General features: G+C 66.0%; 25 protein-coding genes and 2 pseudogenes. 16 read left to right on the forward strand and 11 right to left on the reverse strand.

Features of this window, described 5'->3' with window-relative positions; all coding sequences use genetic code 11:
* Window positions 1-182: 182 nt before the first annotated feature.
* The 3 genes from RM788_RS42920 to RM788_RS42930 form a co-directional block, all read right to left on the reverse strand.
* Window positions 183-1076 (reverse strand): class II glutamine amidotransferase, encoded by an 894-nt coding sequence (locus RM788_RS42920; protein WP_315926131.1) that lies wholly within the window; start codon window positions 1074-1076, stop codon window positions 183-185.
* Window positions 1077-1241: 165 nt separating this feature from the next.
* A complete protein-coding gene (locus RM788_RS42925) occupies window positions 1242-2459 on the reverse strand; it encodes an SPFH domain-containing protein (protein ID WP_315926133.1) in 1218 nt (405 codons plus the stop codon).
* Complete coding sequence (locus RM788_RS42930; RefSeq protein WP_315926135.1) at window positions 2407-2631, reverse strand: NfeD C-terminal domain-containing protein; 225 nt, start codon at window positions 2629-2631, stop codon at window positions 2407-2409. The genes RM788_RS42925 and RM788_RS42930 overlap by 53 nt, the downstream gene beginning before the upstream one ends.
* A gap of 318 nt (window positions 2632-2949) precedes the next feature.
* Between RM788_RS42930 and RM788_RS42935 the strand changes: the two are divergent.
* Window positions 2950-3174 (forward strand): annotated as a pseudogene (locus tag RM788_RS42935) (ISL3 family transposase); the annotation flags it as partial.
* 119 nt (window positions 3175-3293) lie between these two features.
* On the opposite strand, the gene RM788_RS42940 reads toward RM788_RS42935, so the two are convergent.
* The gene (locus tag RM788_RS42940; protein ID WP_399341312.1) at window positions 3294-4490 is read right to left on the reverse strand and encodes an IS701 family transposase; all 1197 of its coding nucleotides are present in this window, start codon (window positions 4488-4490) and stop codon (window positions 3294-3296) included.
* Between the two features lie 52 nt (window positions 4491-4542).
* Between RM788_RS42940 and RM788_RS42945 the strand changes: the two are divergent.
* A pseudogene (locus RM788_RS42945) lies at window positions 4543-5063 on the forward strand (transposase); the annotation flags it as partial.
* 102 nt (window positions 5064-5165) lie between these two features.
* Here RM788_RS42945 and RM788_RS42950 read toward each other — a convergent pair.
* A complete protein-coding gene (locus RM788_RS42950; protein ID WP_315926137.1) occupies window positions 5166-5564 on the reverse strand; it encodes a DUF5313 family protein in 399 nt (132 codons plus the stop codon).
* A gap of 827 nt (window positions 5565-6391) precedes the next feature.
* Between RM788_RS42950 and RM788_RS42955 the strand changes: the two genes are divergently transcribed.
* Complete coding sequence (locus RM788_RS42955) at window positions 6392-6589, forward strand: hypothetical protein (RefSeq protein WP_315926139.1); 198 nt, start codon at window positions 6392-6394, stop codon at window positions 6587-6589.
* Window positions 6586-6714, forward strand: a complete 129-nt coding sequence (locus RM788_RS42960) for a hypothetical protein (protein ID WP_315926141.1) — start codon at window positions 6586-6588, stop codon at window positions 6712-6714. The genes RM788_RS42955 and RM788_RS42960 overlap by 4 nt, the downstream gene beginning before the upstream one ends.
* Window positions 6715-6726: 12 nt before the next feature.
* Here RM788_RS42960 and RM788_RS42965 read toward each other — a convergent pair whose 3' ends face one another.
* Window positions 6727-7557, reverse strand: coding sequence for a transposase family protein (locus RM788_RS42965; RefSeq protein ID WP_315925999.1), 831 nt, complete (start codon window positions 7555-7557; stop codon window positions 6727-6729).
* 161 nt (window positions 7558-7718) lie between these two features.
* Here RM788_RS42965 and RM788_RS42970 point away from each other — a divergent pair, with 161 nt between their 5' ends.
* From RM788_RS42970 to RM788_RS43015, 10 genes are all read left to right on the forward strand, one after another.
* Window positions 7719-7931 carry an ArsR/SmtB family transcription factor gene (locus RM788_RS42970; protein ID WP_315926143.1) on the forward strand — a complete coding sequence of 71 codons (213 nt, stop codon included), beginning with the start codon at window positions 7719-7721 and terminating at the stop codon, window positions 7929-7931.
* Window positions 7925-8695, forward strand: coding sequence for a hypothetical protein (locus tag RM788_RS42975; RefSeq protein ID WP_315926145.1), 771 nt, complete (start codon window positions 7925-7927; stop codon window positions 8693-8695). The genes RM788_RS42970 and RM788_RS42975 overlap by 7 nt, the downstream gene beginning before the upstream one ends.
* Before the next feature lie 667 nt (window positions 8696-9362).
* Complete coding sequence (locus tag RM788_RS42980) at window positions 9363-9749, forward strand: ArsR/SmtB family transcription factor (protein WP_315926147.1); 387 nt, start codon at window positions 9363-9365, stop codon at window positions 9747-9749.
* Window positions 9750-9836: 87 nt separating this feature from the next.
* Window positions 9837-10055 carry a hypothetical protein gene (locus RM788_RS42985; RefSeq protein WP_315926149.1) on the forward strand — a complete coding sequence of 73 codons (219 nt, stop codon included), beginning with the start codon at window positions 9837-9839 and terminating at the stop codon, window positions 10053-10055.
* A 223-nt stretch (window positions 10056-10278) separates the two neighbouring features.
* Entirely contained in the window at window positions 10279-11031 is a 753-nt protein-coding gene (locus RM788_RS42990; RefSeq protein ID WP_315934896.1) for an NADH-quinone oxidoreductase subunit D-related protein, read from the forward strand.
* A 148-nt stretch (window positions 11032-11179) separates the two neighbouring features.
* Window positions 11180-11395 (forward strand): hypothetical protein, encoded by a 216-nt coding sequence (locus tag RM788_RS42995; protein WP_315926151.1) that lies wholly within the window; start codon window positions 11180-11182, stop codon window positions 11393-11395.
* Window positions 11395-11727, forward strand: a complete 333-nt coding sequence (locus RM788_RS43000; protein WP_315926153.1) for an ArsR/SmtB family transcription factor — start codon at window positions 11395-11397, stop codon at window positions 11725-11727. Before RM788_RS42995 ends, RM788_RS43000 begins: the two co-directional genes overlap by 1 nt.
* A gap of 74 nt (window positions 11728-11801) precedes the next feature.
* Window positions 11802-12542, forward strand: a complete 741-nt coding sequence (locus tag RM788_RS43005) for a hypothetical protein (protein ID WP_315926154.1) — start codon at window positions 11802-11804, stop codon at window positions 12540-12542.
* Between the two features lie 451 nt (window positions 12543-12993).
* On the forward strand, window positions 12994-14817 hold the full coding sequence (locus RM788_RS43010) for a phosphoenolpyruvate carboxykinase (GTP) (protein WP_315926156.1): 1824 nt from the start codon (window positions 12994-12996) through the stop codon (window positions 14815-14817).
* Between the two features lie 676 nt (window positions 14818-15493).
* Window positions 15494-17500 carry a hypothetical protein gene (locus RM788_RS43015; RefSeq protein WP_315926158.1) on the forward strand — a complete coding sequence of 669 codons (2007 nt, stop codon included), beginning with the start codon at window positions 15494-15496 and terminating at the stop codon, window positions 17498-17500.
* A gap of 294 nt (window positions 17501-17794) precedes the next feature.
* Here RM788_RS43015 and RM788_RS43020 read toward each other — a convergent pair whose 3' ends face one another.
* On the reverse strand, window positions 17795-18040 hold the full coding sequence (locus RM788_RS43020; protein ID WP_315926160.1) for a helix-turn-helix transcriptional regulator: 246 nt from the start codon (window positions 18038-18040) through the stop codon (window positions 17795-17797).
* A gap of 146 nt (window positions 18041-18186) precedes the next feature.
* On the opposite strand from RM788_RS43020, the gene RM788_RS43025 reads away from it, so the two are divergent.
* Window positions 18187-19320, forward strand: coding sequence for a tyrosine-type recombinase/integrase (locus RM788_RS43025; protein ID WP_315926162.1), 1134 nt, complete (start codon window positions 18187-18189; stop codon window positions 19318-19320).
* A 4-nt stretch (window positions 19321-19324) separates the two neighbouring features.
* Entirely contained in the window at window positions 19325-19861 is a 537-nt protein-coding gene (locus RM788_RS43030; protein ID WP_315926164.1) for an AbrB/MazE/SpoVT family DNA-binding domain-containing protein, read from the forward strand.
* A gap of 283 nt (window positions 19862-20144) precedes the next feature.
* Here RM788_RS43030 and RM788_RS43035 read toward each other — a convergent pair whose 3' ends face one another.
* The 4 genes from RM788_RS43035 to RM788_RS43050 form a co-directional block, all read right to left on the reverse strand.
* Window positions 20145-21443 (reverse strand): hypothetical protein, encoded by a 1299-nt coding sequence (locus tag RM788_RS43035; RefSeq protein ID WP_315926166.1) that lies wholly within the window; start codon window positions 21441-21443, stop codon window positions 20145-20147.
* Window positions 21444-21832: 389 nt separating this feature from the next.
* Window positions 21833-24217 carry a hypothetical protein gene (locus tag RM788_RS43040; protein WP_315926167.1) on the reverse strand — a complete coding sequence of 795 codons (2385 nt, stop codon included), beginning with the start codon at window positions 24215-24217 and terminating at the stop codon, window positions 21833-21835.
* A gap of 99 nt (window positions 24218-24316) precedes the next feature.
* A protein-coding gene (locus RM788_RS43045) for an IS3 family transposase (RefSeq protein ID WP_315926170.1) occupies window positions 24317-25521 on the reverse strand; the annotation gives its coding sequence in 2 pieces (ribosomal slippage) (window positions 24317-25230 and window positions 25230-25521; 1206 coding nt in all).
* A 66-nt stretch (window positions 25522-25587) separates the two neighbouring features.
* On the reverse strand, window positions 25588-26358 hold the full coding sequence (locus RM788_RS43050) for a hypothetical protein (RefSeq protein ID WP_315926172.1): 771 nt from the start codon (window positions 26356-26358) through the stop codon (window positions 25588-25590).
* Between the last annotated feature and the right edge of the window lie 9 nt (window positions 26359-26367).

The following is a 26367-nucleotide window of genomic DNA, read 5'->3' on the forward strand; positions in this document are numbered from 1 at the left end:
TGGCGAGCGCGGTTGGTGTGGCGAGTTGCGGTCGCAGAAGGGCAATCCTCCCGAGGAAGCCGCGACGGTCCAGTCGCACCATCCCTTGTGCGGACGCGATGTTCACAGGTCCGCGAACCGACGGGACGCTCCCGCGTCTGCGCGGCAACCGGGTCGACCCGTGTGGACCCGTGTGGACCCGTTCACGGTGCACCGCTGCGAGAGTGTTGGGATCGGGCAGCCTGCTGGTCCAGATCCCCGGGACGCAGCGGGTGGCGGGGTGCCGCGGGCACGGCGATCCGACTGGTGAGTCGCTGATCGGCCGCGACGTGCAGGAGTTCGCCTGGTTCGAGCAGGCGCCAGTGGGAGTCCTCGTCCATCGGCTCGCTGGCGACGACGGTCGCGGGTGCGCCCGTCAGATCGCCGCAGCGGACCCGTACTCGGCCTGACGCGCTGGCGTGCTCGAGATGGCGGCGACCTTGGTGGCCACCGGCCGGGCGGACCAACACGTACAGGGGGTGCGTGTCGGGATAGCGCAGCGCCCACAGGTCGGTCGCAGTGGTGATGATCAGGTTGAGCGCGTACACCGGCAGGTTGGCCCCGATCCAGTCGACCGCCGCGACGATGGACCGCTCCAGATCGCCCCAGCGGCGTGCGTATGCGGTGATCAGTGCGAACACCAATTCTGAGTCGGTGTCGCCGTGCACGAGGTTCGCCACCGGTTCACCGAGCACTTCGCTGACTTTGTCGCGCAGGCGATCCAGCCCGGTGACCACCCCGTTGCGCGCGAACAGCCTGCCGTCCTGCACGAACGGGTGGGTGTTCTCGACGCGGAGACCGCCGGTGCTGGCGTAACGGATGTGCGCGAGGAACGTGCCGCTGGTGACCTCTCTCGCCTCGCGGGCGAACTCCGTGTCGCGGTACGCGGCGATCGGCCGTCGATGGACCACCGCGGTGCCGTCGGGGGCGAAGACGCCCAGGCCGACGCCGTCCGGTTCGCGGCGGCTCTGGTTGGCGAGGCTGTCGGGGGCGTCGAGGAGCCAGAAGGTGGCGGTGATCCGCCGCGGACTGGCGGACAATCCGAACAGGCGGCACATTGTCCGGCTCCCGACGTGGTCGGTGGTGGAATCTGGTGACGTCGCCGAGAGGGCGCGGTTCCTTGCGGTGCGGGCGACGTGGGAGGCGGTCCGTGAACGCCGTGAGTCGGGGCTCCCGAAGTCCGGTGTGGATGATCGCTCCGATGATCGTGTGGTGCCAGGGAATCAGGCCGTGGCCGGGTGGTGGTTGTTGGGGGTGATAGCCGCGGGCGCGAGTGGCGCTTCCGCGGGCTTGGAGGTCGAGGCGATTCCGGCTTTGACCGATTCGAGGATCGCCATGCCCTGTCCGACGAGTCCGGCCGCCACGTCGCCGAGACCGTCGGCCCCGTTGAGGATCGTGACCTTCGCGCCACTGAGCCCGAGGGCCGCTTCGCGCACGATCTGCGGCAGCTGCTCGATGATGAGGCGGTCCAGGGCGACTCGGTTGTTGGACGCGGCCGCGGCGGCCTGGATCTCCATCGCCTGCGCGTTCGCGGCGGCCATCACCCTGACCTTCGCCGCTTCGGCTTCGGCGGGCTTCACGATCTCGGCGACGAGTTGCTGCTGGCGGAGCTCCGCCTCACGTTGCGCGAGTTCGGTGCGCGCGTTGATCACGTCACGTTGGGCGGTGGCCTGGGCGAGCGGACCGGCCTGCGCGGCCTCGGCCTGGGCGCGGTCCACCTCGGCCTTGTAGGTCGCCTGCACCACGGCCGTCTGGCGCGCGTACTCGGCCTGCTTGCGCTGCGACGCCTGCTGCGCCTCCGCCGAGGCCTGGTCCGCCTCGGCCTGCGCGATCTGCGCCGCGCGCTGGATCGCCGCGTTGTGCGGGGCCGCCATCGCGGCGATGTAGCCGAGTTTCATGTCGTCGATCGACTGGATCTGCAGCGAGTCGATCGTCAGGCCGATCTTCGCCATTTCCGCCGCCGACCCGTCGAGCACCTCGGTGGCGAGTTTCTGGCGTTCGGTCACGATCTCTTCGACCGTCATCGAGCCGACGATCGACCGCAGGTGCCCGGCGAAGATCCGACCCGTGAGAACGGACATCTGGGCCTGATCGGACAGGAAGCGCTGGCCCGCGTTGACGATGCTCTCGATGTCGTTGCCGACCTTGAACGCGATCACCGCGCGCACGTTCAGCGCGATGGCCTGCTTGGTCACACAGGCCTCCGACACCTCGGCCTCGGCCATGCTCAAGGTCAGGAAGCGCACCTTGCGGAAGAAGGGCATCACGAACGCGCCGTGACCGACCACCACCCGGAACGGCGCCTCATCCGAACCGCCGTTCTTCCCACCCGAGATCAACATTGCCTCGTCCGGCGCTGGTACCCGATACCCGAACATCGTGACTCTCCTAATCGTAGAAAGGATCGATCCAGGGAACGACGTCGACCGCGCGGTGCCCACGGGACTCGATGACGAGCACGGACTCGCCTCTGGTGATCGGCGATTCCGAGAACGCCCGGTACGTTTCCGTGCCGCCGCGAATCCTGATCAGTACCTCTCCTGGCCCGTCCGAGCCACGAGTGCCGGTGAGCAGCACACCGACTCGCCCTTGCGGGGACAGATCGACGTCCATCGGCGAGCCGCACCTCCCACTCGGGTCTCCGGCCCAGGACCTCATCGGGTTTCGGTGGAACAGCGGTTCTCCGCGGTGTTCGCCCGCAGCCTTCGGTGGGCCGGTGGGATCCGGCGGGACCGCCGTCCACCCACTGTCGCCCGTCTGCGACGGCACGCGACAGAGCACTTCGACCTCTCCGCACACATCCCGATGTCCCTGCGATGGGACTGTAAAGCGAGCGGCTCTGGCCCGTAGTCGGTGGTGACTTCAGGTAGCCGTTCGTGATCACGATCTTGTGATGGAGGTTGATTCCCTTGCAGGGACAGTGTTTTCCGGGTTGTCGGAACTGCGACGGCGAAGGTGCACTGGTATCACCACCGAACGGTGAAGGACGTCCCGGTGAACGGCTGCCAGGTCGTCGTCCACCTGCATGTACGGCGACCGGTCTGCCCGGCCCAGGATTGCCGACGGCAGACCTTCCGAGAAGAGATCCCCGGACTGCTGGAACGCCACCAACGCCGCACGGTGCGGTTGGTCCGGCAGGTTTCCCTAGTACTCCAGCCGCACTTCGTAGTATTTGTCCTGTCTTCGCTGGTAGTGGCTGATTTTGGCGCGGTGTTGGTGGCGTCTGCGCCAGTAGGACCAGGCCCATACGCGGCTGCGGTCGTAGGCGGTGGTGATCAGGTGTGCCAGGAGACGTTTGATCTCGCCGAGTGTGAGCGGGATGAGGCCGCTGCCAGGGCTTTTGGGGCGATCGCCGCAGTCACGGCGAGGTAGGTATGGGCCAGCATCGCCAGGGTGATGTGCCGGTACCAGGCGTCGTACCGACGGACCTGGTAATGATCGAGCCCGACCTCGGTCTTGGCGGTCTGGAAACAGTCCTCGACCGCCCACCGGGCACCGGCCACACGGATGAGATCGTCATCGGTGGTTCCGCTTGGGGCGCAACACAAGTAGTAGGCCAACTCGTGCTCGCCCCTGCTGTTGGGTGTGAGCGAGCGGCGGACCAGCAGCCACCGCCGCCACCCCGGCGGGGTGGTGTCCTCGTAGACGGGCAGCGACGCCACCGCCCAGTCGAACAGTCGCGGTCCCTTGGCGCCTTCGCCGCAACTGAGGCGTTTCCAGGCCTCGTCCGGTGCGTGCGCGACCAGGACGTCGGCGCGCGACGTACCGGCCACGGCCGGGATGGTCTGGTTGCAGGGCACGGCGACGACGTAACCGATACGCCGTTGTTCCAGCCAGGTACGGAACTTGTGATCCTTGCCGTAGGCCTCGTCGGCGGTCACCCACGCCGCCGGGACCCCGGCGTCCAAAGCGCGGGCGAGCATCCACTGTGCTTGCACGGTCTTGGTGGCGAACTCCACCTCGTCGGGTATCGCGGCGTCGCGACAGCGGTCGCGGTCCGCGGTCCAGGACTTCGGCAGGTACAACTCGCGGTCGATGAGCGTGCGGCCTTTGCTTGTGGTGTAAGCAAGAAATACGCCCAGTTGACAGTTCTCGGTCCGCCCGGCGGTGCCGGAGTACTGCCGCTGGACCCCGGCTGATCCGGTGCCCTTCTTCAGGAAACCGGTCTCGTCCACCACCAGCACACCGTCGCGCTCGCCCAGATACTCGACCGCATAGGCGCGGACGTCGTCACGGACTCCGTCCGCGTCCCAGGCAGCCGCGTTGAGCAGACGCTGCATGCCATCCGGGGTGGCATCTCCGGCCGCTTCGGCCAAGGTCCACCCGTTCTTGCCCGCCAGCGGTGCCAACAAGCCCCGCACGTAGGCACGGGCACGGCGTCGTGGCTCCACCCGGTGAAACCGCCCCGCCACCCGCCCGAACAGGTCGTCCAACCCCGCGGTCCAAGCGGCAAGATCCTCTTCAGTCGACACAAGATCAGTAACCTACATGAATATGGTAACGAAGTGCGGCTGGAGTACTAGTGGCACAGAAGTTGCGCGGCTGGGCAGCCGCACGCTAGGCAAGCCTGCTTGCCGTGCCGTGTCGCGCAGCACCGTTTTGCGCCGTCTATGACGTCTGCCGCTGCCTCGGCAGACGGTCCCGCGGGTGGATCGGCGTGGACGATGTCGCCCTGCGCCGCCGCTACGCCACCATCATCATGGATGCCGAGACCGGCCCGACGTGTCGCGGTCCTGCTCGGCCGCGACATAGCCACTCCGGAGTCCTGGCTGCGCGCCCCCGGTGTCGAGGTCGTGTGCCGGGACGGCTCGGCCACCTACGCCGAGGCCATCCGCCGCGCCCTGCCCGACGCGGTGCAGTTCACCGGCCGATGGCACCGGTGGCAAACGCTCTGCGCCAAGGTCCAACTCGAGGTCCGCGCACACGCCCGGTGCTGAGCTACCGTCAACCCGCCCCGCCCCGGCGGAGTACACGAGCAGACCACCCGCGAACGCTGGAACAGGATTCACGGTCCGCTCGGCCAAGGCGTCGGCCTGTTCGACTGTTGCGCACCGGGGTTTGATAGAGACCGTGATGTGGCCTGGGTTGCCATGGGTTGTTGGAAAGGCTCGGTCGATTGCGAGTCCGCGTACCGGAAGGAAGTGATGTCAGGTGTCATTGCTCCGGTAGCGCCGCCTGTACGCAGCGGCCTCGAGGGCATCCGCATCGGCGTGCACGGCACGACGCGTCTGAGCGCCCATTCCTCGCGGATACCCCTGTCTGACGAGCCGTTGTTCAGTCGTCTCCCACAGGTAGGTCATGGAATAGAAGGAACCGACCAGCAAGCCCAGCAAGATCGAAAGTGCCCTGATCGACAGCGGTCCGGGCAGTAGGAGCAGCAGCAGAATCGGTGACATCTGAACGTATCCGCGCAGGAAATGCCGTGCGGCCCACGTGCGGCAGGTGATGTCGTGTAGCACCCACGTGTTGCAACGTTGCGGCAACCGTCTGCCGAGCGCGTACCCCAGCCACTGGGCCGGGTTTGGCCTGGTTCCTCGCAGCGTCATCGGATTCCCTTGCAGCCTGCGCGAGCGCCATCGATGCGCAGTGGGCCTCGAAAGTCGTTTGCGCGTTCTTTCGGCGAGCGTGTCCCGGTGGAGATGCCGTCGGTTCGCGTAGCGGACCTCCTGGTGCGTCCGCGTGCGAACCGGCGGGGGCCGCAGTCCTGAAGCCGGTGGCCGCCTCCCGGATCACACTCCGGTCGCGTGGTCTTGCCGGTGGCTGCCTGAACCACCCGTGAGCCGCGATCCAGACCAGGAGATGCGATCACCGCCATGCCGTCACGTTCCTCCTCAACCCTGACAACGACAACCTGTATCTACGCAACTCTAAGCAATTGCTAACCTTAGCAAGTCTTTATGTCTTGAGATGTGCGGGGTAGGCGATTTGCCCGCTCGGCCAGGCAGGACCCTGCCGTCGGCCGGGGTGAGGCCTGGGTTCTGGCGGGCACGGAAAGTCCTGCCCTGGTCGGCCTGACCGTCGGCCCCGTCGATGTGCTCGGTAGGCGAGGGGTATCGCTCCAGTCGTCACCGGAATCAACGGTTGGGGCCGGAAGCGTGGGGGAGTGGTGCGGTGTACGTCGTGTCGACCTCGGTCACGGCGGCTGCTCTCTCGGCAAGGTTTGTGGAGGCTCTGTCCTGCCGGTCCGTGTCCCATCGCTGCGGTCGGCACGGTAGCTCCCGGGATCCCGTCGGCCTGAGGGGCGATCCGTCCTGTGTCGACATGCGGCTCTTGACGGGGTCCGGTGTGTACAGTCTCGCAGTATTCTGCACTTGCAAACTTTCGTAACTGCGAAGATAATGGGAGTGATCGATCGAGGAGAGGTGGTGGGTCGATGGGCGGGTTCGAACCGGCGGTGCGCAACAAGATCACCGCCGATAGCGCTCAGGACCGGAAAGCTGTCCACGGCTACGTGATACGCCCGCATGGCGCCCAAGCCCAAGTTCTGTCCGATCCGATCGCGTGCCTCGGCTTCGGTACTCGCGACCGGACCGGCCTCGGAAGCGTGGAACTGTCCGGGATCACACGGTGAACACCGCTTCATCACTGGACAACGCGAAGTCGGAACTGTTCCTCGCCTTGGGGCACCCGGTGCGCATCCGCGTGATCGAGTTGCTGGACGACGGCCCGAAAATGGTGTCCCACCTACTGAGATGATCTCAGCGAGTTTCAGGTGAGTCGTCCATGTTCGAAATGAGTGAGGACGAGGGCGGCTTTGACGATGGCGCCGATCTTGCGAGGGCTGGTGGTGAAGTGCCGTAAGGCGCGCCAGCGGCCGGTCAGCGTCGCGAATCCGCGTTCACCCAGACAGCGCAGGCCACGCAGCAGGGCGTTGTAGGTGCGCGTGTCGACATCAAGTACCTGCCCGCCTGCGGGCTGCTTGACCGGTGTGAACACTCCGATGCCCGCCCCGTCGTAGCCGTTGTCGGCCAGGGTGGGCAGGTCGAGTCGGGAGGCGGCCCAGTACAGGGCGCCCAGCACGTGTTCGCGGGCCGCGGTCAGGTCGTGCACCGAGCCGGGTTCGACGTCGCTGATCCACAGCGGGAAACCGTTCGGCGCCATCAGGGCCTGGATGTTGCCGCCGTGCTCGTGTGCTTTGCCGGAGTACCACCGGTCGATCTGCTCGCCTTTCGCGCTGGTGGTCTTCTCGGCGAGGCGGTCGGTGGGGAAGATCTTGCCGTCGAGAACGACGTGGGCCAGTCCCTGGTTCTTGGCGTGTCGCAATGCTGCGTGCAGGTCCGGGGCTTGCTCGGCGAGCACGGTGATGATCTCGTCGAGGTAGCGGTAGCCGGTGGCGCGGGAGATGCCGTGATCTCGGGCCAGCGCGGTGATGTCGGTGTTCTGGCGGAACCAGCGCAGGCCCATGACGGCCTGCCCGTAGCAGGTCAGCGCTCTGGCGCCCTTCCGAGTGCCACGGTCGCGGCGTTGGGTGTGGAGCAGGCGGCCCAGGTACTGGGCGAGTTCGCGGGGCACGTCGAGTGTGGCACGATAGCTGATCACGGGGAGCTTTCTGACTGGGATTTGATCTTCGCAAATCCAGTCCTATCAGAAGCTCCCCGTCCTTCTGCTCTCAGGCTCTGTTGTGCCTCGGGTCGCATGGCCAAGCGTTCGGCTGACTCCGTCAGGCCTTCAACGTTGGTGAGATCACCTCACTGGAGTCGATGGCGATCGAGGAATCGGCGTTGTCCCACCAACTCGCGGTTCTTCGAGGCACCGGACTGGTGATCGCCCGGCATGTCGGCACCGCGGTGGAGTATTCGCTCAGCTCGGATGAGGTAGCCGGCGTGCTGCGTGCCGCCCATGAAGTCCTGGCGAATTCTGCTCTCGGACAGGAGCGGCCCCCGGCCGTATCGAGGGTGGAACACACGTGGTGATCGCACGCGAACAGCCCGACCGACCGGTAGTGGCGGTGGTTGGCGGAATCGGCGCCACGACGGCCATGCTGCATCGATACGCGACCGTCATCGAGGACTTGGCCGGGCTGTCGACCCGAGTCATCCCGACCGACTACGGCCTGCACGCCGTTCGTCTCGACGTCGACATCGTCTTCCTCGCCCGCACCTCGCCCGAGCGTATGCAGCGAGTGCGCGACCTCGCGGCCGGACTGCCGATCATCACCGATCAGGACACCACTGCGATCGCCTTGACCGCTGCGTTGTTGACCACGCTGTCCCGTGCCGGTCGCGCACCCCATGACAGCAGCATCGTGATCACCAGCGCACACACCATGCCGACGCTGTGCGAGCTCGTGCTGATGGCCGGGATCGGCGACATCACCACCTGGAACCCCGTAGACGCCTTCACCTTTCCCTTGCCTCGTATCGCCTCGGGAGCGGACGCCGTCGTCAACCTGGTCGGTAGCGGAGGGCGTTTCGCATGGTCGCGGCACGCCGCGCCTGCCGTGATCGTGCCCGACACGGGACGTGACCCGTTGTTGGCTCTGCCTGGTCTGCTCCTGGCGTTCGCCCGGCATCCGGACGCGAGGCTGACGATCGACATCCAGCACGCCTGCGCACTCGCCCTCGCGGCGGGTACCCCTGCCGGCGAGCAGGTGCCCCGTCGACCGGACCACCCCTTGGTCGAACGGATCGCCGACGCCGCAACCCTGGCCCTGCATCCGCAAGGATCCCCACGATGACCGCGTCCACCGTCCTCGACTCGAACTGTGCTCCGAAACCAATCCTCGGCAAGCGCCGACCTGGAAGCCAAGAGTGCTTGCTCGAGCGCGTGTTCCGCGTCGAAACGCCTGGCGGGGTGGTGGACGCACGAAGACGAGATGCCCGAGGCGTGTGACCACCGGGCGACGGTAAGTGCTGAGCCACGGATGAAGATCCGAGCCCCGTCCCTATGTCCGATCGCCTCCGGCTCGCCTCGACATCATCGAGTACCGGATCTCACGCGCACCGGCCCGCAAGATCGGTGCCGCCGTCCGGTACACCGGCCCCCGAGTCGTCGATCTCGCTCCGGCAGCGCTGTCCGACCGGTCGTCAAACCCGGCCGACCGCACGATCCCATGACTCCGTCCCCGCTCGTGGCCGAGTTCCGCAGGAGAGGCGACATGCGGTGGCCTGGGCGTTCCTCGATGTCCGAGTCCGTCGGCCATAGGCACGCGTACCGGCTCAACGAGCCGACGACACCCCATCCTTCGCCACTTGCTAAGGTCTGCAATTGCTGAGTCCTGCATGGGCAGTCTGGACCCAGCGTCCGGAGAAGGAAGGACGACGGCATGGCGACAATCGTGTCACCGAACTGGGCGCCCAGGGTGTCGAGGCCGATGGGCGTCGACCTGCGGGGGGTTGGTCGGAGTGAGTAGGCCGCTGTATCAACTCAAAGCCGAATTCTTCAAGACCCTGGGGCACCCTGCCCGGATCCGGGTGCTCGAACTGCTCAGTGAACGCGAGCACGCCGTGGGGGAGTTGCTGCCGGAGGTCGGGATCGAACCGGCGAACCTGTCACAGCAACTCGCCGTGTTGCGGCGAGCCGGACTGGTGTCCACTCGCAAGGAAGGCTCGAACGTCTACTACACGTTGACCAGTCCCAAGATCGCGGAATTGCTGACCGCCGCACGCGCGATCCTGACCGGTGTGCTGGCCGGGCAGATCGAGATGCTGGAGGACCTCCGCACCCCCACCCCTTCCGTCGCCGCGTCGGCGTCGGGTGCGAGCTCCCCCAGGGCCAGGAAATCGGGGTAGTCGAGCTCCGGCCAGATCGCTGTCCGTCCGACGCCTGCTCGGGCGCCGACGGATGGAATTTCCACATCCAGTGATCGGAGCAGGATCGTGCTGACGTTGTGGCGCAAGATCCGCAGGACCGGGCGGATCGCGGAACCCGCGCCTCTGCGGCCTGTCGGTGCCAGGCCCGCCGCGGCGGTGGATCTGGGCGGCTCGGTGCAGATCCGACACGTGGACGCCGGGTCGTGCAACGGCTGCGAGGTGGAGATCGGGTCGGCGTTCGGTCCGGTGTACGACGCCGACGCCCCGAGCAGGCGCTCGAGTTGACCGAACGCGTCAGCGGCGACACCGTTGTCGGGCACACCCTGGCGTTCTGCCAAGCGGTGGAGGACGCCCACAACCTCCTCGTACCCCAAGGGGCACAACGGGTCCGGGGAATCCTGCGTGAGCTGGACGCCTCTACAACCACATCACCGACATCGGTGCCCTGTGCAACGACGTCGGCTACGGCATCCTCAACGCCCACGCCCAACGGATCCGGGAACAACTCCTGAGGGTCAACGACACCGTCACCGGCCACCGACTCCTGCGCGGCGCCATCCACCCCGGTGGCGCCGTGATCCTGCGGCTACCCGACCTCCGGCAGCTCGGGGTCATCGGCTCCGACATCGCGGAGATCGTCGCCCTGGCACTGGAGCAGAGCGTGGTGCGCGACCGGTTCACCGGCACGGCAGTGCTCACCCGTGACCAAGCCGCGGACCTGGACGCCCTCGGGTACGTGGCACGCGCCAGCGGACTTGCGGTGGACGCGCGTCACGACCACCCGTTCCTCAGCTCCGAGTTCCCCCGCACCGTGCACGGCCACACCGAAGGCGACGTGCTGTCGCGGTTCCTGGTTCGCGCGGAGGAGGCCGCGGTCTCGGTCGGGCTGATCACCGCACTGGCAGGCGACCTGGGCGACCACCGCGGAAGCACGCCCACCGATCCGCTTCCCGCACCGGGGAAACCCCGATCGGGCGTCGGGATCGTCGAAGGCTGGCGGGGCACCATCGTCCACCGCGTCCACCGCGTCCACCGCGTCCACCGCGTCCACCGCGTCCACCGCGTCCACCGCGTCCACCGCGTCCACCGCGTCCACCGCGTCCAACTCGCCGCCGACGGCACGCTCAGCCGGGTGAAGATCGTCGACCCCAGTTTCTTCAACTGGCCCGCGCTCCCGGTCGCGCTGACGGACACGATCGTCCCGGACTTCCCCCTGGCCAACAAGAGTTTCAACCTCTCCTACGCGGAAAACGACCTGTAGCTCGCACCCGCGCCCCACCGACCCGATCCGAAGGTCGTGACGTAAATCGCGCAACTCCAGACTTGCGAAAATCTTTAAGTGCGAAGAGTATTAAGAGGTTCCGTCCGATGGTGTGTCCGCCCGGCGGCGGACGGGGAAGGAGAGCGGCATGAAGACGATGAGCGCGTTCACCGCGGTCCTGCGCGAGGAGATGGAGACCACCCAGCGGTCATTGGAAGCCGCCCAGCAGGCCGGTCTTCCCTTCGAAGTCCATCTACACAGCGCCCGGTTGCTCGACCTGCTCGACCGCGCCGAACGCAACTCCGTGGACACCACGGGCTGGGTACCCGAGGCCTCGCTGTCCATGGCCGTGGACTACGCCTGATGGTGTCCCTGCACCAGGTCACGGCCGAACTGTTCCGCGCTTTGGGCAACCCGGTCCGGATCCGGGTACTGGAACTGCTCCGCGATGGTCCCCAGCCGGTGCGCTACCTGCTGGCCGACATCGCGATCGACGCCTCCCGGTTGTCGCAGCAACTGGCCATCCTGCGCGGCGCCGGACTGGTCTCCACCCGCCGCGACGGCAACACCGTGCAGTACTCGTTGAGCATCATCGAGGTCGACGTGCTGCTCGAGACCGCCCGGGAGGTCCTGGCGGGCCTGGCCGCCGGTCAAGGGGAACTTCTTACCGAGTTACGAGTGGAGTGCGCGTCGTGACGACTCGCGGCACCCTCAGTTCCGCATCGGTCGGGTGGTCTTCGGCGACCCGATCACGACAGGTTCGCCCGCGCATGGTGTCCGAGGCCGTCGCGGTGGTCAGCGACGGCAGCAACCCGCGACACGGAGGCCGCCGGATCGCGTCGGTCCCCATGGACCTGGTGCTGGCCGACTACGCGACAATGATCCACGACCTCACCGGGCTCAGGGCGCACCCACTTGCGGTCGCCGCTCGCAATGCCGTACACCTCGCCGCGAGCGTACGCGGATTTCCCGTCGACATCGGCATGGTCTTCCTGACCCACACCGATCCCGGCCGCGCTCGCGTCGCCCAAGAGGTGCTGCGCACGGTGGGAGTAGTACCGGTGGTCACCGACCAGGACACGGCCGCCACCATCCTGGCCGCGGCCGTGTTGGCCACCCTTGCCCGTGCCGACCGCACGCCCTCGTCCAGCCGTGTGGTGATCGCCGGTGCCGAACAACTGCCCGAACTCCGCGCACTGCTGATGGTTTGCGGAGTCGGCGACATCGTCAGCTGGAACCGAACCGATGCCCTGGGATTCCCGTTGCGCCGCATCACTCGAAGCGCTCATGTCGTCGTCGACCTGCTGACCGAGGCTTCCGGGACCGCCGACATCCCTCAGGGGCCGGGAGGTTCGGTCACGATCACCCTCGACGATCCGACCTGCCACCTGCTCGCTCTGCCCGGTCTGCTCGCCGCGATGGCTCACGCACCGGAACCGGTACTGGACGTCGCGCTCTGCCGTGCCTGCGCGGTGGCGCCGATGACCTCGACCCCGCAGGGAAGCTTGTGACCGGACCTTGTCGACCCTGCTGTCGTCGACAACGTCGCCCACGCCGCCGGTTGCGTACTTTCGCATCCCTGAAGGGACCGGTTACGGGCATGTGCCGCCACTCGGCGTTCCTTGTGGCGGTGTGAATCGCCGATATCGATCGTCAATGAATTCCTTCAGGTGATGGAATGTTCGTGGGGGTGCGGATCTCGTGACATCGCGAACCGGTATCCGGATGCGCGGTGCACGTTCAAGTCTTACCTGGTGTGAGGGCTGCATCATCCTCCGGCGAATTCTTCCCTGGAACCTTCGCGATTTGTTGTCAACTATTTCTTAATCGATTCACAATACGCCTGTGAGCTGAAAGACACACTTGTTCAATGTCGGGATTAGCGTGGTCGGCAGTAGGGTCGAAGTATTCGTTCTACCGATTACTTCAGTGATGCTGACGCACTCGTGAGGAGCCGCAGTAATGACGGCGACAACCATCCCCGAGCTCGACCGGGCACCCACCACTCACCGGCGCTTGCTGGCCTGGGTGCGCGAGGTGGCCGAACTGACCACACCCGATCAAGTGGTGTGGTGCGACGGCTCGGACCGGGAATGGGACCGGCTCACCGCACAGTTGGTCCAAGCGGGCACGCTGGTCGCCCTGACGAAGAAACCGAACTCGTTCTGGTGCGCCTCGGACCCTGCGGACGTGGCCAGGGTCGAGGAACGCACGTACATCTGCTCGGAAGACCCCGAGGACGCCGGACCCACCAACAACTGGATGGATCCGGTCGACATGAAGATCATCATGACCGAGGAGTTCCGGGGGGCGATGCGGGGCCGCACGATGTACGTCGTCCCGTTCTGCATGGGACCACTGGGCGACGACGATCCCAAGCTCGGCGTGGAGATCACCGACTCCGCCTACGTGGCCGTATCGATGCGCGTGATGACCCGCATGGGCGCCGCCGCACTCGCCGCGTTCGTCGATGACGAGGGCCGTGAGCGTGACTTCGTCCCGTGCCTGCACTCGGTGGGTGCCCCTCTGGCACCAGGTCAGCAGGATGTCCCTTGGCCGTGTGACACGACCAAGTACATCAGCCACTTCCCGGAGGAGCGGACCATCTGGTCCTACGGCTCCGGTTACGGCGGCAACTCGTTGCTGGGCAAGAAGTGCTACTCCCTGCGGATCGCCTCGGTGATGGCTCGGGACGAGGGTTGGCTGGCCGAGCACATGCTCATCCTGAAACTGACCTCGCCGGAACGGAAGGTCCACTACATCGCCGCCGCGTTCCCCTCCGCGTGCGGCAAGACGAACCTCGCGATGCTGGCGCCGACCATTCCCGGCTGGACGGTGCAGACACTGGGCGACGACATCGCCTGGATGCGCTTCGGCGAGGACGGCCGCCTCTACGCGGTCAACCCCGAGTTCGGGTTCTTCGGCGTCGCGCCGGGCACCGACTGGAACACCAACCCCAACGCGATGCGCACCGTCGAGCAGGGCAACACGCTGTTCACCAACGTCGCACTCACCGACGACGGCGACGTGTGGTGGGAAGGCATGGGCGAACCCCCGGCCCACGCGACCTCGTGGAAGAAGCAGGACTGGACGCCTGAATCAGGCGAACCCGCCGCCCACCCCAACTCCCGCTACTGCACGCCGATCACCCAGTGCCCCATCACCGCCCCGGAGTTCGACGACCCGAAGGGCGTCCCGATCTCGGCGATCTTCTTCGGCGGCCGCCGCGCGGGCACCATGCCGCTGATCACCGAGTCCCGCAGTTGGCAGCACGGCGTGTTCCTGGGCGCCACCCTGTCCAGCGAAACCACCGCCGCCGCAGTCGGCGAAGTCGGTGTGGTGCGTCGCGACCCGATGGCGATGCTGCCGTTCATCGGTTACCACGTCGGCGACTACCTCCAGCACTGGATCGACACCGGCAAGCACTCCGACGCCACCAAGCTGCCGAAGATCTTCCATGTCAACTGGTTCCACCGCGGCGAGGACAAGCGCTTCCTATGGCCTGGGTTCGGCGAGAACTCCCGAGTGCTCAAGTGGGCCGTCGAACGCATCGAGGGCACCGCCGCGGCCGTGGAGACCCCGATCGGCTACGTGCCCACACCCGGCGCACTCGACGTGGACGGCCTGGACATCTCGACCCATGACCTCCTTGACCTGCTGAGCGTCGATGCCACGGACTGGCGGGCCGAACTCCCGCTCATCCAAGAGTGGTTCGACAAGATCGGCGACAAACTGCCCGCCTCGCTGCACGACGAACTGGAAGCCCTCACCCTCAGGCTGTCCTGACTCCATGACTGCTGTCGGCGGAGCATTCTCCCCCGATCTGTTCCGTCGACAGCACCCCACCTGATGTCCTGCACCGCACCAACCTGACGATCGAACTACTCCTTCGTGCGCCTTCCGCATGGTCAGAACTCTCTGTCCCGTAGTCGGTGGTGGCTCACTCGGCGATCAGGTGACGGCGTTCAGCTGGTTGGTGATGGCCCACTGGTCCACGTCGGTGGTGGGTTGCGGCCCATCCGGTCCCCACGCGGGAACGAAGTGCGCCGTGCCGTCCTCTACCCGGTAGACCTTGCCGGTGCCGTAGCCGCGGACGTGGGTGCCGTCGGTCGGGGTGGTGGGTAGCTGGGTGATGGCCCAGTTGTCGACGTTGACCCAGCCCGTGTAGGGGACAGCTTGGAGGTTGGTGATGCCCAGTGGTGCGCCGCCCGCGATGACGCTGATGGCTCCGGTGGTGTAGCCGCGGACGACGGTGCCGTCGGCGGGGTAGGGGCGCAGCCGGTTGGGGATGGCCGAGTGGGGCCGTCCACTCGAACGTCGTGCGTATGCCTCCGACAGGGAACGAGCGAAGCCTTCGGGTCACCGGGGCAACCTCGTTCGCGAGCCCGCCCTGAGGCAGAATCACCGAATGCTCGACAGACTGTGGCGGCGTTGGTGGGGCCCAACTCCGTCGGACCCCTCCGTGAACAACGTTGTCTCAGGCAACGCGCGGGACGTGGTGCAAGCGGGCTACATCGGCCACCTGTCCGTAGGTGGGGCAGGCGGCGGGCCGCTTCAGCTGGCACTCCCCGCACTCGACACCGTCGAGTCACTGTTGTCCTTCGCCAACACCACAGTCGAGTACGTCGGGCGAGCGAAGGAACTGCAGGAACTGACTGGCTTCCTCGCAGCCGAGCCGTCGTTCTCGTGGTGGGTGTGGACCGGTCCGGCAGGTATGGGCAAGAGTCGACTCGCTGTCGAATTCTGCCGGTCCGCGTCGGAGTCGGGTTGGCACGCCGGATTCCTCCGCGAAGGAGACCAGACAAGCCTCGACGCCCTCCACACCCTCCAGCCGACCCTGATCGTGGTCGACTACGCGGCACAACGAAGCAAGTGGCTCTCCGACGCGCTGGCCCTGCTCAGTCGACAGCACCACGAGTTCCCCATACGGGTCCTGATCCTTGAGCGCCGCGCCGCCGGCGAATGGTGGTCGACCACCCAGCGGGCGAACCGGATGGAAGAGTCCTACCGGGTGACCGCCGCGATGTACGCGAACCCCCGCCCGATGGTCGGACTGGACCGCATCGACGCACGCACCCTGGTCAGAAGCATGACCACCCGCCTGGACACCGGTCCGCTCGCCGCAGGCCAGGTCGAACACATCGTGGATCGCGCCGAGAACATGGATCCCGACCTACGACCACTGTTCGTGCAAGTCGCCACCATCGATCGGCTGAACCAGGACGAGACGCGGACCGGCCGCGACGACATGCTGCGGCGCGTCGTCGCACGAAAGATCGCCTGGCTGGACTCGCGAGTCGACTCGCCATCGTCAGCGGCACGTGCCCACAACCTGCGACTCTTCGCCACAGCGATTGGAGGCCTGACCGTCGAAGAGTTCGAGGCACTACACCTCCACTCCGAGTCACTTAAGACCCTGCTCCCTGAGGTTTTCCAGCTCCTCGGACCGTCGGTAACAGCCGACGTCCTCGTCGATGGTGTCCGTCCTGACATCGTCGGTGAACTGTTCGTTCTCGATCGGCTCGACGCCGAACCGACCGTCGTGCTCGCGTCCACCCGACTACTGGACTACGCGGCACGGGTTCGACCGGAGGCCTACCGCGGCTTCCTGGAGCGGGCCGTCATGGACCACACCGACCACCCTCGCTTGCTCGACCTGCTCAAGACCGGCAATGACGGGAAGTCGGCCCTGTCCGATCTGGAACCAGCCGTAGCGGTCATGCAGCTCCTGGGCCGCAGTAAGCACACCGTCATCGACTGGGTCTTCGGCCGGATCGACGCCACCATCGCGGCAGGCCTGGTCGACAGGACATGTCGTCTGATCACGACCGCTCACTTCAAGTTCGCCAACCTGGTACGGGTGGAGAACGACATACAGCGAGCACACGACCTCTACACCGAGGCGCTGATCGACTGTGACCCCACCTGGTCGGAGTACGATTCGATCCTCAACAACAGAGGCATCACACTCTGCGAACTGGGCCAGGTCGAAGCGGCCACAGCGGACTACAGCGCGGTCATCGGCTCCATGTCCGCGTCGGCGGAAATCCGCGCCTGCGCGTTGAACAACCGAGCAGACATCCTGGAAAAGCAGGGAGACATCGGAGCCGCCATCGCAGATCGGTCATCGGTGTTGAGCCTGTCCGGCACGAGCTACGACCGGCGCTACATCGCCCTGGCAGGTCGTGCTCTCGCCCACAGGCGACAAGGCGACAGCGACTCCGCGCGACAAGACATAGCCGGAATCCTCGACGCCAAGGACATCGCGATCGAACAGAAGATGCAAGCCAGACTGATCCGCGCCGAATGGGCCCTCGAAGACGGGGATCCGACACGCGCGCAAAAAGACCTCGATGAAATCGTCGCCTCATACCGAAACTTCGAGAACGTCGAGACGAAGGCCAATGAACTCCAAACCCTCGCGACGACAACCGCCGCAGATGTGGCGCCTGCCACCACGAGCGAGTGAACAGTCCTCTCCCCGCCGCCACTCGGACCCACGGTCCCCGGCTCGGCCAGGAGGTGCGGTCATGCTGATCACGCCTGCGCCGCGTCGGCATACACCACCCAGACGATCGTGAAGGTCGACGAGACCACGGCGGCTCCGACTGCTCACCAACGGGCGCGCAGTTGACCTCAGGCCGTGAGGTCCGTATCTGGAGTCACGCAGGTGTCAGGCGGACCGGCATCGGACCACTCGCGACCGCCCCGAAGGCGACATACGTTCGGGTCGACCGCGCTCATATCGGACGTGCCCGTGCTGTCAGTCCTGATTCCACCGGAACAGTTCCTCGGGCTCCACACCCAGCGCGATCGCGAGGACGAACACCCGGTCAAGGCTCGGGCTGTGACGGCCGTTCTCGATCCGGTTGATCGTCTTGCGGTCGAACCCGCTCGCCTCGGCCAGCTGCTCCTGGGTCCAGTCCGCGGTCAACCGCAGTGCCGCCAGCCGGTGTCCGAACTGGGCACGGTTCTCCGCCAACTGCGGATGAACCGGAGATGCGGGCACGGGGGCAACGTTGGTATATTCGGACCAATCAGTCCGTACCATCGTTGGTACAACTTGACCATCAGCGGATCAGAGCGCTCCACTGGCTGCCCGGCGATCCACATCTCCGCACCACATCCCCCTCGACATCTCGATCGAGGCACACCATGAGCACCAACCCCGCCACCGTCACCGCAGCCCGACACCTGCTCGACCAACTCGGCCTCACCACCGAGGACCTGCGGTGGGTACCGGGCGACATCCCCACCGTCGCCGACTACCTGCCCGAGGTGATCGCTGCCGCGGCACCGGGTGCGCGCAACACCTACGGCATCTACTGGACCTACATCCTCGCCGCGTTCGGCGACCGGCGCCTGGACCAGGTCACGCCCACCGATATCGAAGCCCTCATGCGCCACCACATCGCCATCCGTCGTGTCCGCTCGAACGATCGTGGTGGGCACAGCACCGCCGAACACCTTCTGGCCGCGATGCGCACCCTCTACGTGCATGCCGTCAACGACGAACTCCTCCCGCCCCACCACAACCCCGCCGCCCGCGTCCGCAAACCCAGGCGCCGCCCCTCCACCCGTCATGCCCTCACCGCCCCCGAGTTGGCCGCGGTCAACGAGGCGGTCGCTGCCAGCGGCAACGACACCCCACTGGACACCCTGCTCATCCGCCTGCACACCGAAACAGCCTGCCGCCGCGGCGGAGCCCTCGCCCTGCGCGAGGACGACATCGACCCACGGTGGTGTCTGCTGCGGTTGCGGGAGAAGAACGACACCACCCGCTGGCAACCCGCCAGCCCCACCCTCATCACCGCCCTGCTGCACCACCGCGACCACCGCGGCACCGGACACCCCTCCACACAGCGACTACTACGCCGCCATGACGGCGCCCCCATCACCAGTCGCCGCTACGACTACATCTGGGGCCGCGTCCGCACCGACCTACCCTGGGCCGCCACCCGCGGCATCAGCACCCACTGGCTCCGCCACACCACCCTCACCTGGGTCGAACGCCACTTCGGCCACGCCATCGCCCACGCCTACGCGGGCCACACCGACCACCACGACGACACCACCTCCCTCTACACCCGAGCCCAACTCCCCGAGCTCGCCGCCGCCCTAGCCGCCTACACCGGCGAACCCCACCCACTCGCCAACGCCCGCCCCACCAACCGACCAGCGATCTACGACCCGAGCACCGAACCAGCACCATCGACTGCCCAACAGCGGGAGCCTCGACCGGTGCCAACGACGAACAGCGACTCGTCCTCTATCACCACTCTGGCGTGATGACATGGCCGAGCAGAGCACCCCGCTGTTCGTTCCACCCATCCCAGGACGCCGCGCCACCGTCGCCATCGAGCAGATCCCTGTCCTGACGCCACCACCACGACTCGACCTGGCCGCGGTGATGATCGGAGCCGCGACGGTCGACAGATCAAGCAGGATCTCCCAACGAATACTTGTCAGAGCACTGGGATGGCACACAGGAGACGGGCTGCACTCCTGGCTGGACCACGGAACCGTCCACATGCGACGCTCGACCGACGGCCTACACCGCGTCGACGAACGACAGCAGATCTATCTCCCGGCCAGCCTGCGAGCACTCCTCGACATCGGCATCGGCGACCGAGTCCTGCTGGCAACCCAACCGAGCATCGGCACCCTGGTCATCTACCCGGCCGCCGTGATCGCCGCACTGCTGGTCGACGCCCATCTACTGCCCGCCGGTGACATTGATGCCGATGATGGTGAAGTGCGCGATGAGCTACACAGCAGGACGCCATCTGTTGTGCCGACTGGGACTTGCTTCGCAGCCGTAGACGGGTAGCGGATCTGGTTGCCGCGGACGCGCAGCAGAGGTCTTCGCGACGGGTACCGCGCAGCACCGCCAAGCGGTGAACCTAGGGCACGTCAGGCCGAAGCCATCCGGATCTCCGGCAGCTGTTCCGCTCTCGCGGCACCCGAGCTGATCAACCCACGGCGGTCGGTGCGCGACGGCGTGTTTCCGCGAATTCAAGTTCGTAGCTCTCGTCACCTCGGGAGCTGTCCCGAACGTGGTGACCACCCTCGCGCTAGTCACGTACACGAGCCCGATGGCCACCACGTCCCAGTCAGCGGGCCGAGTCCGATGGGCTCATCGTGGATGTCTTCTCGCACGGCACCTCGTGGTTTCGCCGGGTGGTGGAGACGTCGGAGGGACCATCATCGTCGGCCAGCAGTTCGCTGAGTTGTTCGACAGCCCAGTCGGGCAATGTCAGGGCTGGCCCATCGAGTTCGCCGATCGGATGCCGTCGGCGTTGCTCATCCCGCACAGCCTGGTTCAACCAGCGCAAGATGTCATCGTCAAGCGCGTCGGGATGATGGGCGAGCGCATCGGCGAACTGGACGACGTCGGAGAACTCCTCGCTGGCCGCGGAAGGAAGCGTCCCCTGGGACTCCGCGTATTCGATGGCTTGGCGGGTCAGGGTTTCGTAGTGCCCTGATCCCCACCACGTGCCAACGGACTCGGTGCGGGAGCCGTGCATGGCCAGCAGCCGGAGCACGGTTTGAGGCCCGAGCTCGTCATCCGCGCGCTGCCACAGATCGACCTGGCGGTGGACCGAGGCGAGAATCGGTTCCCAACCCTCCTCGAAAAGGTCGGCAAGAACGCGACCGTCACCCAGCCGACGACGGGGGAGCGTCAGCGCGACCCGCACAGCAGACCAGTCGACCCCTTCCAGATACACATGTGGAAGAACCACGCGGGTCGCGGCGATGTTGGCACGCGCCATGGTTAGGTCGCCCACCTTGCCGTGCCACTCCTCGACCACGCTCTCCCGCCGCCAACACCATTCGGCGATACCACGCGCCGCAGCGGACGGGACGACAGCGGGAACAATCAGCGGATAGGCCCGGATCCCGGAGGAGATCCGCCAAGAGAAGTCCTCGCCCAACGAACCGAACACCTCACCGGCGTCATCGCTCCCTCGATGCTGCTTGGCGATGTCGTAGATGTGCTCGGCCATGAGCAGGAGCACGAGATCGGCCCGTAAAGACGATGCCGCGTCGGGCACTCGTATCCGAGTCGTATCCAGCAGACCAGCCGCGGCAAACGCACGACGCGCGGTCTCGGCGCACGCCTGCGGAGACCTAGTGTCCGACAGATCGACGACCAAGGCGTCATCGAGAGGGAACAACGACGGCAGGACCCCGATCCACCCACCACCGTCCACGCGGTCGTCGACGACCAACTCCCGCCGCACCGAATCCCAGGACACGACCAAGTGGAAGCCCGACCGCTCCAGTTCGGCGACCACCTCCACCGCACGTGCCGACTCGGCAGTCTCATCATCGTCGTCGTCGTACCACTCGTCGAGGGAGATCTCTAACCATCCGGCACGCGCCAGCGGGCCGATCATCCGGCGCAGCATGGCCTCACCTGGTGACGGCATGGGGGCCACCTCCAGCTCGGTTGAAACGACCAACGCGTCCTCCAAGGTCCGAGGGGCAACAACATCGACACGGAGCGTAACCAGGACTCTCCTTGGTACGCCCTGCGACACGGTCATTGCCCAGCAACGCGGGCGGCTTTGTGGTGAGGAACTGGTGATGTCAAAACGACGGAAAGACGTCTGCGGCAGCAAGACCAGGCGATGGTCAACGAGGTCAGGCTGGTCGCATCCGAAGGCGGTTGCCGTGCTTTTCGCGTCTGGTCTACGACATACGCGTCAACCAAATCGAATACACAAGTAGATGGCCGTCCTGGCCGCCACGCCACCTTCGACTTCCCGGCATGCCAGGAAGTCCTCGGCGTCGGAGGTCATGTGTCGTCACGATCTTCGTACGGAATCAAGTCCACCGCCTCGTGCTGTCCAAGCTCGATCAGTCGTGTTTGCAGCACCGCGAAGTTTTCATCGGATCGCGTCTGGCTCAGCGCACGAAGCGCTTCGAGCGCGGTCCCCGCGATGTGGTGCTGTTCCCAAGGCTCACCCTTACCCAGGAGCGTCAGCAGAATCTGGGTGCTTACGGTCGGCACCGGAACGGTCCGGCAGCGATCGGCAACCTCGATGGCATAGTCGGTGACGCCTCCGGTGACTTGCAGCGTCTCGTTCGTGAGCTGCGCCCAGTCGTCCTCGGCCAAGCCGTCCACGAACGCCCACCGTCCCATCGAGCGCAACGCTTCCGCTGGCACGTGCGCACGCTTCGCGTTAAGCAGCGCTCGCCAGAAGCCAACCGCAACAGCCAACTCGGGGGCGCCAACGGCGCTGCCCTGGACCATGAACGCGGCGTCCTCTGCGGCCGTTGCGAGCAGATCGGTCGTGCCGCGGAACTTGTCGATGATCATGTTCGCGTTGTATCCCTCCACGCTGTGTAGCGTGCCGAGCATGAGCCAGGAAACCGCCTTACTCGCTCCGCGACGAGCTGCGGCGAACAGGTCCTCGCGAAGCGCGTCGTAGAACCACGGGGTTGCACGACTGGAGTATGTGAGGGTGAGGTTGAAGGTCTCCTGCCCGTGCGTTTCGTCCCGGAAGAGGATCCCCACGTTGTCGTCCAGCCACTCGCGAGCGATGGACTCGAGAAGTACCCGCCGTTCGGCGAGCACGGAACGGAACTCCATTCCCACGTCCCCAGGAATCCGAACCACCTCATCGAGGATCTCGACGAAGCGACTGCGGATGGCGCCGCCGTTGCGGTACTCCCACGCTGCCAGGGCGACTGCTGCCTGCATCCCTCGGCCCCTGCGGTTGTTGATTGCCTGGGTCAACGCGTCGCGCGGTTCGATCGTTCGATCCCTGGGGTGAGCTACGTGATCGAGGTGTTCTGTCGCCCATTCCCATGCCATGTCGAGATGTGCGTGCAAGGGGGCATCGCTGTTGGCCAACGCGGCGATCAGGTCAACGGTAGCGGTGTCCACACCGTGCCAGTCGGGTTCGAAGTCGAAATCATCGCCTCCCAAGACCGTTGGTTCCCACCGTTCCCTGCGTACCAGCTGCGCGCCTGTCATGATCGTCTCGGTGTGAGCGGTGACGTCCGTGGCCTTGGTGGTCAAACCAATGAAGTAGTGAAGGACATAGACAGGCTCGCGCAACGAGCGCACCACACCAACAGGGTCCTCCGACCACTGCGTGGGACTTGACTCGACCGCAGTCTGCAGCGCCCGCGCGAGTTGTCTCGCGCTCTTCAGTGACCACTTGTCCTCTGCGCTTGGGCGCCACTGCGCGATCAGTGTCGCCGCCTCCCCGACAGGATGGCCTGCGAGTTCTTCCACGCTGTAGACCGATTGCCCCCAACGGCTGCTGAACAAGGGGATCCTGCGATCGAAAGCGGACTCAGGTGAACTGTGCAGCTCGCTCACGCGGGCTATCTGCTCCTCCCAACCGCGCAGCGAGTCACTTGGAAGAACGGCCGACCAACGCCACGCGCGCGCCCAGTCGTCAGGCAAACCGTCGCCGTCCAACGCCGACGGGGTCCCGAGCGCCTCTCGCCAGACAGTCAGCTCGGCCGGATCCGGGTTCCCCGCGATGATGACGTCGACCAAGTCCTTATCGTCGCCCGTGGCGGTGGATGACTTGAGGCGGCGCGAGATGTGCTCAATCTTATGCGCCATGGAGACATCGTCAGCCCGCGCGAGGATCTGCGAGACGAGACGTTCGCCGACCTGACCGGGGATGGTCCTGACCCGCTCGAGCAGCTTTGCGACGGTCATGTCGAACTCGCTGGCACGATCAACCAGTCGTGCAAGGTGATGAACAATGATCACCAGGTAGTGGCGTTCGTCCTCTCCGAGCCCAGCGGTCAGCCTGGCGATATCCATGGCTACCCAACCTGCATGCTCGTGCTCGACGGCTTGACGTACCTTCGCCACAAGCATCGCGAACCGACCAACGAAGTTGTCAGCGGTGAGCCCAGCCTCCAACCGGTCGAGCACCAGTTTGTAGTAGTACTGGTCCGTGGCCAGCGGGTCGCCCGTCAACACTGCCCTTGCGACGTGCTGAACGACCGGGTCCGTCGGATCCGCGGCCTTGACGGCACCAACCGCGAGCGCCCTGATGTGATGGCTATCAGGATGCGCGGTGATGATGTCACCGACGAGGATGCTCCCCTCGGCCCCAAGTCGGTTGGCCATTATGAGCAGTTGGAAGCGTGCATCAAGTCGCTTCGGTCCCGGCTGATGCTTGGCATCGTCGAACAGCAGCTTCAGCAACTTCGCGACCTCCGCAGGATTCGTCCGCGCCAAGTTGTCCAGAAGACCGCTTACAGGCCAAGGACTTCCGGGACTTCACCCCGGATGTTGGACACGGGATCATGCGGCGTGGGTCAGCGTAGCCGGTGCCGGAATGAGGGTGTTCTCGTAGTCGATCGGGGACTTCTGGCCGAGGTGGGAGTGGCGTCGTCGGGTGTTGTAGCGGTGCGCCCAGCCGAATACTGCCAACCGTGCTTCCCTTGCACTGTCCCAACTCTGGGCGCCTTGGAGGGTTTCGCGTTTGAAGGAGGCGTTGAGGCTTTCGGCGGCGGCGTTGTCGGCGGAACTGCCGACCGCGCCCATGGAACGGGTCACCCCGGCGGTCCGGCAGGCATCGACGAAGGCTCGGGCGCCGTATTGGGCCCCGTGGTCGCTGTGGAACACGGCTCCGGCCAGGCTGCCTCTGGTGCGTCGGGCGTCGTGCAGGGCGTCGAGGACGAGTTCGACGCGCATGTGGTCGGCCACGGCCCAGCCGACCAGGCGGCGCGAGCACAGGTCCATCACGGTGGCCAGGTAGAGGAACGTGCCGTCGGCGATCGGCAGATACGTGATGTCGCCGACGTAGCGGGCGTTCGGTGTCTGCGCGGTGAAGTCGCGGCCGAGCAGGTCCGGGGCCTTGACCGCCGCCGGGTCGGCGAGGGTGGTGCGGTGCCGGCGGCGCAACCGCACCCCGGCCAGGCCGACCTCCCGCATTACCCGGGCCACGCGCTTGTGGTTGACGCGATCTCCGGTGTCGTGCAGCTCGGCGGTGACGCGCGGGACACCGTAGGTACCGGCCGACTCGCGGTGGATGACGCGGATGCGGGCGGCCAGGTCCGCGTCGTCCGCGGCGCGGGCGGCCCGGTCGGGTTGGGTGGCTTTCCAGTGGTAGTAGCTGGATCTGGCGAGGCCGATGACCTGGCACAACCGCTTGACGCCGTGACGGCGTTGGTGCTCGGAGACGAACCTGAAGCGGTTCACCAGCGCGTCTCCCCCGCGAAATACCGGGCCGCCTTGCGCAGGATGTCGCGTTCCTCCTCGAGTTCGCGGATCCGCTTGCGCAGCGCGACGTTCTCGTCCTCCGGCGAGGCCCGGGCCACTGGAGCCGCCCCGGCCGCGGCGGGTGCCTCGGAGCTCTGCGCGTCGTCGAGCCGGATCCAGTTGCGCAGCGTCTCGTGATTGACCCCGAGGTCCTGAGCCACCGACTTGATCGTCGCACCCGGCCGGGACCGGTAGAGCGCGACCGCCTCGGCCCGAAACTCGGGCGGGTAGTGCTTCATCACCATCTGAACGGGACTCCTGTCCACCCGGATTGTCAGGATCCAAGTGTGTCTGGTGTCCAACATCCAGGGTCAAGTCCCTCCTTCTTCGGGCAAAGTCGCAACTTCGGCCACGTGCAACGGAAGCAGCCATGCAGGGTCCTTCAGTTCGGCGAGGAAAAGTCGCAGGTGGTGCAGATTCGACGCCGTCCCGCGCAGCCGGACGATCTGTCCCTCGCCCTGCCAAGGCTCGGCAGCGAGGTCACGCAAAGCAAGTACGACCGCGTCCGGCGGCATGAACATGCGGACAAACCACGCCACCGTCCGCTCGTGCAGTTCGGCTGCTGCGGCAAGCGCGGTGCTCGTGTGCAGAGCACTGCTGGCGCTCTTGTGGATCCTGTCGTACTCGACGACGGGATCCAGCGCGCCGGAGATCGGATTGACCCTCGCCTTGTCTCGCAGATACCCCAGCAGTCTCGCAGCATGATAGGAACTCCGATCCTGGTTTTCCGCCGCTCGCCGCAAGACCGCCTTCAACGCTTCCAAGGACGCATCATCGTCGTTGTCGGCTTGGCCGACCTCGTCCTGATACTGCTGCCACGCAATGAGCACTACCGGAAGACCACCCTCAACAGGCGAGCGGCCGGACACCACTGCATTCAGAGCTTCACGCAGGTTGTAAGTGGCGCTCTCGGCAAGCCGCAGACCGCTTTCGTCTCGCAGCGCCAAAGTCAGAAGCGCGGAAGCGGTCCGGAGAGCCGAAACGACCTTGTTACCTCGATCTCCGAGCTCAGACTGAATCCGCCCGATCACCTGAGGCGGTAGCTCTGAGGTGACAGACTCTTCATCCGGACCGTTCAACATGACGCCAGT

Source organism: Umezawaea sp. Da 62-37, assembly GCF_032460545.1.
Lineage (GTDB): Bacteria > Actinomycetota > Actinomycetes > Mycobacteriales > Pseudonocardiaceae > Umezawaea.